The following is a 12,529-nucleotide window of genomic DNA, read 5'->3' on the forward strand; positions in this document are numbered from 1 at the left end:
TTGCCCGCCCGGGCCCCAATCCGCGCGCGCCCTTTCCTCACACTTTCGATCCTCCATGTCGCCGATCATTTCCGTATCCAATCTTTCGAAAACCTATGGCTCCGGCTTCAAGGCGCTGAAGGGCATCAATCTCGATATCGTCAAAGGCGAGATCTTCGCGCTGCTCGGGCCGAACGGCGCCGGCAAGACCACGCTGATCAGCATCATCTGCGGCATCGCCAATCCGAGCGAGGGCCGCATCACGATCGGCGGGCACGACATCATCGCCGACTATCGCGCGGCGCGGTCGATGATCGGGCTGGTTCCGCAGGAACTGCACACCGACGCGTTCGAGTCGGTGTGGGCGACCGTCAGCTTCAGCCGCGGCCTGTTCGGCAAGCCGAAGAGCCCCGCCCATATCGAGAAGGTGCTGCGCGACCTGTCGCTGTGGGACAAGAAGGACGACAAGATCATCACGCTGTCCGGCGGCATGAAGCGCCGCGTGATGATCGCCAAGGCGCTGTCGCACGAACCGCAGATCCTGTTCCTCGACGAGCCCACCGCCGGGGTCGACGTCGAATTGCGCAAGGGCATGTGGGAGGTGGTCCGCACGCTGCAGGCTTCCGGCGTCACCATCATCCTCACCACGCACTACATCGAGGAAGCCGAGGAGATGGCCGACCGCATCGGCGTCATCAACAAGGGCGAGATCATCCTGATCGAGGACAAGGCGACCTTGATGCAGAAGCTCGGCAAGAAGGAGCTGACGCTGCAATTGCAGAACAAGCTCGAGGCCATTCCCGATGTTCTGTCTGCCTACAATCTCGAATTGTCCGACGACGGCCGCACCGTGACCTATGACTACGATACCAAGGGCGATCGCACCGGCATCACCAGCCTGCTCAACGATCTCCGCAATGCCGGCATCCGCATCTCGGATCTCGATACCAAACAAAGCTCCCTCGAAGACATCTTCGTCAGCCTCGTGAGGGCGCCATGAACTACCGCGCAATCCGGGCGATCTATCTGTTCGAAATGGCGCGCACCTGGCGCACGCTGCTGCAGAGCATCGTCTCGCCCGTGGTGTCGACCTCGCTGTACTTCGTGGTGTTCGGCGCCGCGATCGGCTCGCGCATCACCGAGGTCGAGGGCGTCAGCTACGGCACCTTCATCGTGCCGGGACTCGTGATGCTGTCGGTGCTGACCCAGAGCATCTCCAACGCCTCGTTCGGCATCTACTTCCCGAAATTCGTCGGCACGATCTACGAGATCCTGTCGGCGCCGATCTCCTATTTCGAGATCGTCATCGGCTATGTCGGCGCCGCCGCCACCAAGTCGATCATCCTCGGCCTGATCATCCTGGCGACGGCCGGGCTTTTCGTCCCCTTGCATATCCAGCATCCGGTGTGGATGCTGACGTTCCTGGTGCTGACGGCGGTCACCTTCAGCCTGTTCGGCTTCATCATCGGCATCTGGGCCGATGGCTTCGAGAAGCTGCAGATGATCCCGATGCTGGTGGTGACACCGCTGACCTTCCTCGGCGGCAGCTTCTATTCGGTGAACATGCTGCCGTCGGGCTGGCGCACCATTACGCTGCTCAATCCCGTGGTCTATTTGATCTCCGGCTTCCGCTGGAGCTTCTACGAGATCGCCGATGTCAGCGTGCCGCTGAGCCTCGGCATGACCGTGGGATTCCTCGTGGCCTGCATGGCCATCGTGGCGTGGATATTCAGGACCGGCTACCGGCTGAAGAACTGACTTGCGAAAGCAAGTCATTCCGGGGCGCGCCTTAGCGCGAACCTCAGATGCGCAATTGCGCATCGGGAATCTCGCGCCGTCACTTCGAAGATTCCGGGTTCATGCTTCGCATGCCCCGGAATGACGCTCGCCCGTAGCAAGGATGGAGCGAAGCGCAATCCGGGACCTTATCGCCAAGCCTGCAGAACCCGGATTTCGCGGAGCCTGTCATCGGGCGCGCGTTCGCGCGACCCGTTGGCTCCATCCGGGCTACAGGTTCTTCAACGATCAATAGCAGTGGAAATGGCCGTGGCGGTAATAGCCGCGGCAGCGGTGGCCACGGCGGTAACCGCGATCGGGGATGCCGAACACGCCCTTGACCGCACCCATGGCGCCACCAACGCCGGCGCCGACGGCGCCGCCAACCACGCCGCCCACCGGGCCGGCGACCCGGTTGCCCTCATAGGCGCCCTCATGGGCGCCGCGGACGATGCCCTGGGCACGGCCGGCATGGGGGACTGCGACCAGCGTCAAAGCGAGGGCTGCGGCCGCAAGCAGGAGCCGCGCGGAGAGGCCGGCTGGGACGACGGCCGCGGTCTTCACCTTGGTGTCGTTCATCTGGATTCCTTGATGCGCGGCGCGAACGCGCCGCCGGGGATTTGTGAAACGCCCATGCGGCCAAATGGTTGCGTGTCGGAGACCGATTGGGCCGTCGTCGCGGCCTGCTCGCGAAAAAGTCAGCCCGCCGTGACTGGCAGGCCCGGCTTCGGCCTTGTTTGCGCCGCGCGCGGGATTAACCATGGCGATTGATCACAGCCTTGGCCCGCCACTGGAACCAAGTTCGGATTCCGTGCATATTGATTGCCGGGGACGGAGAGCCGCGGCTTCGCGAGCAGGCTTGGAGGCCAAAGGTAAAATGCGTTCGTTCCTCATTGCGTTCACGTCCGTGATGCTCTTCACCGCCGGCGCCGCACAGGCCAAGGTCGATATCACCATCGACAAGGACAACCAGCAGATGACCGTCGCGGTCGACGGCGTCGCGCGCTATCACTGGCCGGTCTCGACCGGCATCCCGTCGCGCGAAACGCCGAACGGCAGCTTCCGCGCCTTCCGCATGGAAGAGGATCACTACTCCAAGGAATTCGACGACGCGCCGATGCCGCACTCGATCTTCTTCACCAAGATCGGGCACGCGATTCACGGCACCGACTCGGTTAGCCGCCTCGGCTCGCCGGCCTCGCATGGCTGCGTGCGGCTGTCGCGCGACAACGCAACCACGCTCTACGCGCTGGTCCAGAAGGAAGGCGTGCTCAACACCACCGTGACGCTGACCGGCTCGTCCCAGGTCGCGCTGGCGCGCAATCCGCGTGGGCGCAACGGCACCGCCGTCGCCCGCCGCGCGCCGCAGCAATATGACGAGCAGTACGGCACCGCCGCCGCCGGCGATCCGGTCGTGCTGACGCCGCAGCCGCGAGACTATCCGGCGCAGGCCCGCACCGATGACGGCTACATCTATCCGGCCGACGGCAGCTCGACCGATCGCCGCTATCCTGCACCGCCGTCAAGCCGCCGCGTCTACGATGCGCAGGCCTATGGCCAGCAGCAGCAGTACTACGGCAATCAGGGCTACGCACCGGCGCCGCAGGGCTACTACCAGCCGCGCCCCGCCTATCAGCCGCGCGGCTTCTACGGCAACACTTATCAGGACTAGTGTGCTGAATGCGAAGTTCGTGCGATTTCGCGGCAGCCACTTTCACGAACTTCGCATTCATAAAGCACACTAGTGTCCTTATCGAATCCGAAGTTCGCTCCGAAGGTGCGGCAAATGATGCGAACTTCGGATTCGGGCGTTTTCGAGCGAAGTGGGCGCCGGTTCGCGTCAAGAAAACGCGTCAAAGAAATCTGCCGCGCACTCCTCGTCTGCTGACGGCGCCGCAGGCAGCGCGCCGTCAGTTCACGCCCCCCTCACCCGCTTGTGACCGTCGCAAAGGCCGCCCGTCATCGTGCGCCGTGGCCCGTCGTCGCGTCGTCATCTGATTGTAAAACTAGCCCGATATTCGGCGGCACAAGCGCCCGCCTGGCCCCTGGAGGCCGATTCACGCGGCATGCCCGATGAAATCAGGGCGAGAAGCGCGGGTCACGTAGGTTAGATCAGAGGTCGACATGAAACGGGGCATCGTTGTCCTTTGCCTGTGCATCGTGGCGATGGCCGCTTATTTCACGACGGACAGATGGGCCATCCGTCACACGACGCTGACGTTCCACGACGTTCTGCGCGACGACCGCAACGTCACGGTCGAGGTCGCGGTGCGCCGCGACCGGCAAATGCAGGCGATGGCCGAGATGATCGAGCTGCCGGTCGCGATCCTGAGCCACGGCAACACCGTCAAGAACACCGAGTACTCGTTCCTCACCAATTTGTTCGCGTCGCGCGGATACCTCGTGATCAGCATTCAGCATGATCTCGACACCGACGCGCCGATGGTTACCAAGGTCGGCGAGGAATATGTAGGCCGCCGCATGCAGTACAATCGCGGCGTCTTCAACATCATGTATGCGATCGACGAGCTCAAGAAGGTCTATCCGAACGCAAACTATCGCCAGCTGACATTGATCGGCCATTCCAACGGCGGCGACATCTCGATGTTCTTCGCCAAGCAGCATCCCGACCTGGTCAAGAAGGTCGTCACGCTGGACAATCTGCGCGTCCCCTTCATCACCGACGGCAGGATCAAGATCCTCTCGTTCCGCTCCAGGGATCCGGTGTTCAAGGCCGATCCGGGCGTTGTGCCCGACGACGAGACCTGCGCGAGACTCGGCATCAAGGTGGTCAGAACCGAATTCCAGCACAACGATCTCAGCGACCGCGGCCCGGACAGCGCGAAGTCGTCGATCAGGCCGGCGTGGAGCGATTCCTCGACGAGGATGCCGGCGAGAGCACGCCGACGATGCCGCTGCTCGCCGCCTCGACGCCCGCCTCCGCGAGTGCGGCGCTGCCAGAGAACAAATAGTCGCGTCGCGCTGAAGGCGAGTTCGCGCTCTCCGGTGCTGCCGAACAGCTCTCCGTTCCGATTGAATCGGAACGGAGCTCTAGCTTTTTGCTTTGACTCTATGCGCGCGCGTGGCGATAGCCGGCGGCAACGAGCCAGATTGCGGAAAGCAGGAAATAGAACGCGCCGAAGCCCGCATAGGGAGCGACGTCGAGAATGGTCGGCGCAACGGTGCCGATGGACTGGCTGATCATGTAGCCGCCGGCGAGTGCCGACTGTGCGCCACTCAGGATCATCGCCCATTGCGCGCCATAATGACGCCAGCGCCTGACGCCGGTGTACAATTGCAGCACGCCCGCGAGGATCGCCCAAACCCCGAACACGGCCAGGACGGCATAGCTGCTGTGGCTGAGCGCCACGATCACGGCGAGCGTCGTGATCGCGCTGACCGCGACATTCAGGGCCTGGGATGGGTTGGCCTTCAGGCCGCCATTGACCCGGGCATCAGCCAGATTGGCGATGCCGTCCCACGCCGGGTAGATCACGAGCAGAACCGCGGCAGGGCCGGCTTGGCCGCTGAACAGAACGGCGGCGGCGACCCAGGCGACCGAGAAGATGGCGCGCCCGAGATAATAGAATCGCAGCCAGGTGGATTGGGTCGAAAGGTGGCTTTGCATTGACAGGGCTCCTTGTTGTCTTCCTACTAGTAGGTAGTTGATGGATTCCAGTCAATCTGGCGCTTGGACGCCCTGTGTGGAGAGGAAGGCCTTGATTTATCTTTGTAATTTACCTACTGGAAGGTAGGCATGACGTGAACGTGATGATTTCGACTTCTGAAAAAATTCTCGACATCACGCAGCCCCTCATCGTCGCGGGGGGCTACAACGGCTTCAGCTATGCCGACATTTCCGACGCCATCGGTATCCGGAAGGCGAGCATCCACCATCACTTCCCGACCAAGGCCGAGCTGGTCTCCGCGCTGGTGGATCGCTACCGGCAGCAGACCGAGCTGGGCCTGAAGTCGCTTCAGGAGCAATTCGCGAGCCCGGCCGACCAACTGCACGCTTACGTGAACTACTGGCAGGCGTGCATCGGCGATGCCTCGCTGCCGTTCTGCGTCTGCGCGATGCTTGCCGGCGAGATGCCGATGCTGCCGGACGAGGTCGCATATCGCGTCCGCGCCCATTTCCATCATCTTGCGGGATGGCTCAGCTCGGTGCTGCGGGCCGGCGCGGAGCAGCATCTGTTCCGGCTGGACAAGCGGCCGGACGAGGAGGCCCAGATGCTGATGGCATCGGTTCATGGGGCAATGCTCTCGGCGAGGGCTTTCGACGATCCCGGAATGTTTGCCGCGATCGTCAAGCCCCAGCTCGCAAAGCTGCTGGTCGCGGATCGCTAGAGAGCTATCGGGCGACAGATCGCATTACTGCTCGCCGTCGCGCAGGCGCCGGTACACTGCACCCAGCACGTTCGAATAGTCGTCGGTCCAGACCCGCTGCTTCTCGTCGGCTTCGGTCTCGGTCCAGACATCCGACGATGCGAGCTTGCCGACGTCTTCCTCCTCGCGCGCGGAGACCACGACCGAGGTCGAGAAGATGTACTCGTTGTCGCGGCCGGAATCCTCACTGTAGACCCAGCTCTTCATGTCGTTGGCGTCCGCAATGCCGACCACGACGCTGGCAAGCTCGAGGTGACGGTTGGAGACGTGCATCACGACCGCGCCCTGCGGCGCCAGCTTCTCCTTGTAGATCGCCATCGCCTCCTCGGTCGCGAGATGGATCGGGATCGCGTCCGACGAATAGGCGTCGACGATGATCAGATCGTAGGCGCCGTCCGGCTCCTTGGCGAAGGTCAGCCGCGCGTCGCCGATGACGGGCTTGAGGTTCGGCTCGCAGTTCTGGATGTAGGTGAAGTATTTCGGATCGCGCGCGGTATCGACCATCGACTGGTCGATCTCGAAGAAGCGCCAGTCCTCGCCGGGGGCCGACGCGCAGGTCAGCGTCCCCGAACCGAGCCCGATCACCGCCACTTTCAGCGGCGCGCCCTTGCGCTCGCGGATTGCAGTGATCGCCCGCCCGATGCCGCCGTCCTTGTGATAGTAGCTGATCGGTTCGGGCGTTCCTGTAACCGGCGTGCCGTCATCGTTCTTGAACTTCTCGGCGCCATGGATCGTGGTGCCATGCATCAGCACGTGATAGTGCCCGTTCGGCGTCACCACGATCTTGTGCACGCCGAAGAAGCTGCGCACGGTTTCGACGCGGCCGTCGTCGGATGGATAGGCACGCAGCACCACCAGCGCGACCACCACGGTGGCGAAGATCTTCCAGCGATTGGCGTTCAGCGCGAGCGCCAGCAGCGCCGAGAGCACGCCGACCGCGCCGATCACCCAGACCCGGTGCACGTCGAACCAGTTGAAGATGTCGCCGGCCGAATAGCTTGGCGCGATCAGCGCCACCGCCAGCACCGCGAGGAACGGCCAGTACCAGGCGCTCCAGCGCGGCAGCCGCTCCGCGCCGCCGGGCGGACGGCATAGCGCCGCGAGCGCCAGCAGGATCGGATATTCGGCGACCCACGAGAAAGTAAAAGGCGCAATAAGCCCCGCGAACAGGCCGCCGACCATGCCGCCGAACGACAGCGCGACGTAGAAGCCGGTGAGATATTTCGCCGCCGGGCGGGTGCGCGCGAGCTCGCCGTGACAGGCCATCGCGATGATGAAGAAGCAGAGCTGATGGCCACCGAGCGTGAGCAGCAGGTTCTGCTCGCCTCCGACCGCAAGCAGGATCACGACGCCGGCAATCGCCAGCGGCTGCGCCCGCAGCATCCATTTGTGCGGCAATAGTGGCCGCGACTGGAACACCAGCACCCAGGTCAAAAGATACAGCGACAGCGGCAGCACCCAGAGCAAGGGCGCGGCGGCGACGTCGGTCGAGATATGCGCCGTCACCGCGATCAGGAGACCGGACGGCACCGCGGCGAGGAAGATCCAGCGCGCCGGCAGCGACCAGGACGGCGCCGGCGCATTGGCGTCATCGACCTGCATGTCGAGGGCGGCATTGGCCGGCGACCGCAACAGCAGCACGCCGCACCCCGCGATCAGCACGATCAAGAGACCATAGCCGCCAGTCCAGATCAGGTTCTGGGTGCGCAACGTGAACATCGGTTCGAGCAGCACCGGATAGGACAATAGCGCGAGGAAGCTGCCGATGTTCGAGGATGCGTAGAGGAAATACGGATCCGGACCATTGGGATGTCCGGTGCGCACGAACCAGGCCTGCAGCAGCGGATTGTTGGCGGCGAGCGCGAAGAACGGCAGGCCGATCGAAACCGCGAACAGGCCGAGCAGCCAGACCGCATAGCCGGACGTCGGCGGCTCGCCCCAGCCGCTCCTGATCGCGAGCGGCAAGGTCAGCAACGCGACGACGAGCAGCACCAGATGCACCACGACCGGCGCAATACGGCCGTTCAGCTTCATCAGGAGATGCGCATAGGCGTAGCCGCCGAGCAGCAGCGACTGGAAGAACACCATCGCCACCGACCACACCGCCGGCGAGCCGCCGAGCCGCGGCAGCACCATCTTGGTGAACAGCGGCTGCACCGAGAACAGCAACAGGGCACTGACGAAGATCGCGGCGGTGTAGACAACCAGCACCAGCCGGTTGCGCGAGGCGGTCGGCTCAGACGTCATGAAAGCTCCGGCATGGACCCGGCGGGCGCCGGAGGCGGACAGTCCGGTGGCACCCCACCGGAGGATTTCAGTTGAGCATACGGCACTATCACGGACAAGAAACGGCGGTCACGCGGACTTGACGACGCGGCGCTGCGGCGCCACAGCACATGCTCTAATCACTGCTTCTTGAAGCGGACATGAACGAAACAGACGTCGTCATCATCGGTGCGGGGCACAACGGCCTCACCTGCGCGGCCTATCTCGCGATGGCCGGGCTGCGCGTGAAGGTCGTGGAACGCCGCAACGTGGTCGGCGGCGCCGCGGTCACCGAAGAATTTTGCCCGGGCTTCCGCAATTCGGTCGCCGCCTACACGGTGAGCCTGCTCAATCCGCAGATCATGTCTGACCTGAAACTTGCCGATCACGGCCTCAGGATCGTCGAGCGGCGCGCGCAGAACTTCCTCCCCGCGCCCGACGGCAGCTATCTTTTGACCGGCGAAGGCCGGACCCGGGAGTCGGTCGAAAAGCTCAGCCACAAGGACGCGGCCGCAATCGGCGTGTTCTCAGGGGAACTCGAAGCCATCGCCGACGTGCTGCGGCAATTCGTGCTGCGCGCGCCGCCGAACCTCGTCGAAGGTTTTGGTGTCGACGCGATCAGCGAGGCCTTCAACGCGCTCGGCACCGCCAACATCCTGCGCCGGCTGTCGATGGAACAGCAGCGCAATCTGCTCGACCTGTTCACGCGATCGGCCGGCGAGATGCTCGATGAGCGTTTCGAAAACGACCTCGTCAAGGCGCTATTCGGCTTCGATGCCATCGTCGGCAATTATGCCAGCCCCTACGCGGCGGGCTCGGCCTATGTGATGCTGCATCATGCGTTCGGCGAGGTGAACGGCAAGAAAGGCGTCTGGGGCCACGCGATCGGCGGCATGGGTGCGATCACCCAGGCGATGGCGCGTGCCGCGCGCAGCCATGGCGTCGAGATCGAAACCGATGCTGCCGTCAGCGAGGTGATCGTCGAGAAGCAGCGCGCCGTCGGCGTCGTCCTCGACAATGACAAGACCGTGCGCGCCAAATACGTCGTCTCGAACGTCAATCCGAAGCTGCTGTACACACGCCTGGTGCCGGAGGGCGCATTGGCGCCCGAGTTTCGCGCGCGCATCTCACGATGGCGGAACGGGTCCGGCACGTTCAGGATGAATGTGGCGCTAAATGCCCTGCCCTCGTTCACCGCGCTGCCCGGCCCAGGGGATCACCTCACGGCCGGGATCATCATCGCTCCGAGCCTCGGCTACATGGATCGCGCCTGGCACGATGCGCGCGAATTCGGCTGGAGCCGCGCGCCGGTCGTCGAGGTGCTGATCCCCTCGACGCTCGACGACAGCCTGAGCCCGCCGGGCCAGCATGTCGCGAGCCTGTTCTGCCAGCACGTCGCGCCGCAACTGCCCGACGGCAGATCGTGGGACGATCATCGCGAAGAGGTCGCCGATCTGATGATCGCAACCGTCGACCACTACGCGCCCGGGTTCGCAGGCAGCGTGATCGGCCGCCAGATCCTGTCGCCGCTCGACCTCGAGCGGGAATTCGGCCTGCTCGGCGGCGACATCTTTCACGGCGCGCTGACATTGAACCAATTGTTCTCGGCGCGGCCGATGCTCGGCCATGCCGACTATCGCGGACCGCTGAAGGGTCTCTACCATTGCGGTTCCGGCGCCCATCCCGGCGGCGGCGTCACCGGCGCCCCCGGCCACAATGCCGCGCGGGCGATTTTGGCCGACCATCGGGCGCTGTTCGCGTAGACGACGCACCGCGCGCCGCGGGACAAGCTGTGGACAGGCGTGTTGAGAAGCTGTGGGCCTACGGAGGACGGCGGCCTTGCCTCAAGACGGGATAACCGGTGGATGCCACTGTGGAGCGGCTGTGCGACAGACGCTGACAATCCCGGGAGAACGCTGTTGACGTCTTGTCGACAAGCTGCGCGTGGCTCTGTGGACAAGCTGTCAAAAGAAAACACCGGGCGACAAGTCGCCCGGTGCTTCCCTGAGAACGCCGTTCGAGAAATTACTTCAGCGAGCCGCTGATCGAGTTGAAGGTCCCGCTCAGTGCCGTGCCGACGCCATTCACCGCAGCGATGATGGCGATGGCGATACCGGTTGCGATCAGTCCGTATTCGATGGCGGTCGCGCCGGATTCATTCCGCAAAAACCTAACGATAAAAGCCTTCATTGCAGCCCTGCCCTTGGTTGTGATGCCTTGGAACGAAGGGTGTTCCCAGTTCCGCGACCGTAGTAGTACGGCAACATCTAAGGTTGTCTGAACCGGGAACCTCTCAATTCTCGCGATATTCGATTGAATCCGGCTTGAAATTTTAACAAAAACCGCGCTACCGGCCTCCGATGACCCCGTCCACGCACCGCGCCAGCGTCACGCTTCCAGATGAATCGACCGCAAAGCGCGTGGTAGACGCGCTTTCTGAGCTGTTTTTCGAGGATCAGGCGGCGTTTGCGGCCTTTGAGCGGCCGGATGGCCGCTGGGACGTCACCGTCCATTTTGCCGAGCCGCCGGACCAAAATTTACTGCGCGAGCTGGTCGGCCAAGTTGTGCGGCAGGATGTCGCATCTACTTTAGTTTTTGATACCGTGGAGGCCAAGGACTGGGTCAAGGCCAGCCTGGAGGATCTTGTCCCGGTCGCCGCCGGCCGCTTTATCGTCCACGGCCAGCATGACCGGCACCGGATACCCCCCAACAAGCTTGGGGTCGAGATCGAGGCGGCTCTGGCCTTCGGCACCGGCCATCACGGCACCACCCGCGGGTGCCTGCTGCTGCTCGACCACGTGCTGAAGGCGTATCAGCCCCGGCGCGTGCTGGATCTCGGCACCGGGACCGGCGTACTGGCGATCGCCGCCGCCAAGGCGCTGCACGGCAAGGTGCTGGCGAGCGACATCGACCCGCCGTCGGTCAGGGTCGCCGAGGAGAATGCCCGGCTGAACGGCACAGGCGATCTGGTGGACGTGATCCGCGCCACCGGATTTGCGTCGCCGCGTTTTGCCGAGGACGGTCCGTTCGACCTGGTGCTCGCCAACATCCTCGCCAATCCGCTGCGGCAGCTGGCCGGCCCGATGGCGCGCCACCTCGCCTCGTCGGCGCAGGTCATTCTCTGGGCCTGCTGACGCACCAGGCGCCGGCGGTCATCGCCGCCTACCGTGCCCGCGGTCTGGTGCCGCTGCGGCATCTGAAGATCGAGGGCTGGAGCAGCCTGCTGCTGCGCTTCGTGAAGTGACCGCGACCGGCAGACAGTGCGGCGACTGCACGCTCTGCTGCAAGGTGATGGCGATCGAGGAACTGGCCAAGCCCGCCAACACGTGGTGCCCGCATTGCAAGCCGGGGCGCGGCTGCCGGATCTATCCGGGCCGGCCGGCGGAATGCCGCTCGTTCAGCTGCGTCTGGCTGGCGAACGAGCTGCTGGAGGAGCACTGGAAGCCTTCCAGGTCGAAGCTCGTCCTGACCACGTCGGAAGATGGTCTTGAGGTCAGATGCGATCCGGGCTTCCCCGACGCCTGGCGCAAAGAGCCGTTTTGCAACGAGCTCAGGGAATGGGCGATCTCCGGCGAGACGCTCGACATGACCGTCGTCGTGATCGCCGGCCAACGCATGACACTCGTGACGCCCGAGCGCGAATTCGATCTCGGCATTGTCGGCCCCGATGAACGGATCGTACGCGAACTCGAGGACGGCAAGCTCGTCAATGTGACCGTGGCGAAGGCGCCCGACCTGGAACGGTAGCCGCGATCCGCGGGTTGTCTATTCGGGCGCTGGCGAATCGCTACGGTTAGTCTCGACTTTGTCCTGACCGGCCGCACGCCTGGCGCGCGCCTCGACAAGGCGGTCCAGCATCTGGACGATGACGCCGCGCTGCTTCTGTTCGACCGGCGCGATCGGGCCGCGGCGGACCGGCGGCGAGATCTTCTCAAACGTGAATGCAGGCATCGTGCATCTCCTCACCGTTGAGTTGAGACACTCCTGGACACTCCCCGTACGCTTGACCGTTGACGTGCAGTGGACATCGTCCGGCCAATTCCACTATGCCATATTCAAGCATAAGTTATGCCAAAAATATGGTCATGCTTGACCGCGCTCGCGCGAAGGTCATGCCCCA

General features: G+C 63.9%; 11 protein-coding genes and 2 pseudogenes. 8 read left to right on the forward strand and 5 right to left on the reverse strand.

Annotation, left to right across the window (positions count from 1 at the left end):
• Nucleotides 1–55: 55 nt before the first annotated feature.
• Nucleotides 56–979, forward strand: coding sequence for an ABC transporter ATP-binding protein (locus ACSKB9_RS12095; RefSeq protein ID WP_438073378.1), 924 nt, complete (start codon nt 56–58; stop codon nt 977–979).
• A complete protein-coding gene (locus tag ACSKB9_RS12100) occupies nt 976–1,737 on the forward strand; it encodes an ABC transporter permease (protein WP_028342160.1) in 762 nt (253 codons plus the stop codon). Before ACSKB9_RS12095 ends, ACSKB9_RS12100 begins: the two co-directional genes overlap by 4 nt.
• A gap of 267 nt (nt 1,738–2,004) precedes the next feature.
• Here ACSKB9_RS12100 and ACSKB9_RS12105 read toward each other — a convergent pair whose 3' ends face one another.
• On the reverse strand, nt 2,005–2,334 hold the full coding sequence (locus tag ACSKB9_RS12105; RefSeq protein WP_438073380.1) for a hypothetical protein: 330 nt from the start codon (nt 2,332–2,334) through the stop codon (nt 2,005–2,007).
• Nucleotides 2,335–2,632: 298 nt separating this feature from the next.
• Between ACSKB9_RS12105 and ACSKB9_RS12110 the strand changes: the two genes are divergently transcribed.
• Together ACSKB9_RS12110 and ACSKB9_RS12115 are read left to right on the forward strand one after the other, a co-directional pair.
• Nucleotides 2,633–3,427, forward strand: coding sequence for a L,D-transpeptidase (locus ACSKB9_RS12110; protein ID WP_438073382.1), 795 nt, complete (start codon nt 2,633–2,635; stop codon nt 3,425–3,427).
• Nucleotides 3,428–3,879: 452 nt separating this feature from the next.
• Nucleotides 3,880–4,614 (forward strand): annotated as a pseudogene (locus ACSKB9_RS12115) (alpha/beta fold hydrolase); the annotation flags it as partial.
• 211 nt (nt 4,615–4,825) lie between these two features.
• Here ACSKB9_RS12115 and ACSKB9_RS12120 read toward each other — a convergent pair.
• Nucleotides 4,826–5,383, reverse strand: a complete 558-nt coding sequence (locus ACSKB9_RS12120; RefSeq protein WP_438073384.1) for a DUF308 domain-containing protein — start codon at nt 5,381–5,383, stop codon at nt 4,826–4,828.
• A 134-nt stretch (nt 5,384–5,517) separates the two neighbouring features.
• Here ACSKB9_RS12120 and ACSKB9_RS12125 point away from each other — a divergent pair, with 134 nt between their 5' ends.
• Entirely contained in the window at nt 5,518–6,105 is a 588-nt protein-coding gene (locus ACSKB9_RS12125) for a TetR/AcrR family transcriptional regulator (RefSeq protein ID WP_438073386.1), read from the forward strand.
• Nucleotides 6,106–6,129: 24 nt separating this feature from the next.
• On the opposite strand, the gene ACSKB9_RS12130 is transcribed toward ACSKB9_RS12125, so the two are convergent.
• Nucleotides 6,130–8,391 carry a spermidine synthase gene (locus tag ACSKB9_RS12130; RefSeq protein ID WP_438073388.1) on the reverse strand — a complete coding sequence of 754 codons (2,262 nt, stop codon included), beginning with the start codon at nt 8,389–8,391 and terminating at the stop codon, nt 6,130–6,132.
• A gap of 179 nt (nt 8,392–8,570) precedes the next feature.
• Here ACSKB9_RS12130 and ACSKB9_RS12135 point away from each other — a divergent pair, with 179 nt between their 5' ends.
• Entirely contained in the window at nt 8,571–10,172 is a 1,602-nt protein-coding gene (locus ACSKB9_RS12135; protein WP_438073390.1) for a phytoene desaturase family protein, read from the forward strand.
• A gap of 262 nt (nt 10,173–10,434) precedes the next feature.
• On the opposite strand, the gene ACSKB9_RS12140 is transcribed toward ACSKB9_RS12135, so the two are convergent.
• Nucleotides 10,435–10,599: a Flp family type IVb pilin gene (locus ACSKB9_RS12140; protein WP_438073391.1), complete on the reverse strand. Its 165-nt coding sequence runs from the start codon at nt 10,597–10,599 to the stop codon at nt 10,435–10,437.
• A gap of 170 nt (nt 10,600–10,769) precedes the next feature.
• Between ACSKB9_RS12140 and ACSKB9_RS12145 the strand changes: the two are divergent.
• Nucleotides 10,770–11,653, forward strand: a pseudogene (locus tag ACSKB9_RS12145) (50S ribosomal protein L11 methyltransferase).
• Complete coding sequence (locus tag ACSKB9_RS12150) at nt 11,650–12,156, forward strand: hypothetical protein (RefSeq protein WP_438073392.1); 507 nt, start codon at nt 11,650–11,652, stop codon at nt 12,154–12,156. The pseudogene ACSKB9_RS12145 and the gene ACSKB9_RS12150 overlap by 4 nt, the downstream one beginning before the upstream one ends.
• An 18-nt stretch (nt 12,157–12,174) precedes the next feature.
• Here the strand turns inward: ACSKB9_RS12150 and ACSKB9_RS12155 are convergent, their stop codons facing one another.
• Nucleotides 12,175–12,360: a hypothetical protein gene (locus tag ACSKB9_RS12155; RefSeq protein ID WP_229190139.1), complete on the reverse strand. Its 186-nt coding sequence runs from the start codon at nt 12,358–12,360 to the stop codon at nt 12,175–12,177.
• Nucleotides 12,361–12,529 lie beyond the last annotated feature (169 nt).

It is taken from the genome of Bradyrhizobium sp. BR 1433 (assembly GCF_051547665.1).
Taxonomy (GTDB): domain Bacteria; phylum Pseudomonadota; class Alphaproteobacteria; order Rhizobiales; family Xanthobacteraceae; genus Bradyrhizobium; species Bradyrhizobium australafricanum.

Bases quoted from the DNA above. Each gene is read 5' to 3' on its own strand.
- ACSKB9_RS12120 (WP_438073384.1), bottom strand. From the start codon at position 5,383: ATGCAAAGCCACCTTTCGACCCAATCCACCTGGCTGCGATTCTATTAT.
- ACSKB9_RS12130 (WP_438073388.1), bottom strand. From the start codon at position 8,391: ATGACGTCTGAGCCGACCGCCTCGCGCAACCGGCTGGTGCTGGTTGTC.
- ACSKB9_RS12140 (WP_438073391.1), bottom strand. From the start codon at position 10,599: ATGAAGGCTTTTATCGTTAGGTTTTTGCGGAATGAATCCGGCGCGACC.
- ACSKB9_RS12105 (WP_438073380.1), bottom strand. From the start codon at position 2,334: ATGAACGACACCAAGGTGAAGACCGCGGCCGTCGTCCCAGCCGGCCTC.
- ACSKB9_RS12100 (WP_028342160.1), top strand. From the start codon at position 976: ATGAACTACCGCGCAATCCGGGCGATCTATCTGTTCGAAATGGCGCGC.
- ACSKB9_RS12110 (WP_438073382.1), top strand. From the start codon at position 2,633: ATGCGTTCGTTCCTCATTGCGTTCACGTCCGTGATGCTCTTCACCGCC.
- ACSKB9_RS12135 (WP_438073390.1), top strand. From the start codon at position 8,571: ATGAACGAAACAGACGTCGTCATCATCGGTGCGGGGCACAACGGCCTC.
- ACSKB9_RS12155 (WP_229190139.1), bottom strand. From the start codon at position 12,360: ATGCCTGCATTCACGTTTGAGAAGATCTCGCCGCCGGTCCGCCGCGGC.
- ACSKB9_RS12095 (WP_438073378.1), top strand. From the start codon at position 56: ATGTCGCCGATCATTTCCGTATCCAATCTTTCGAAAACCTATGGCTCC.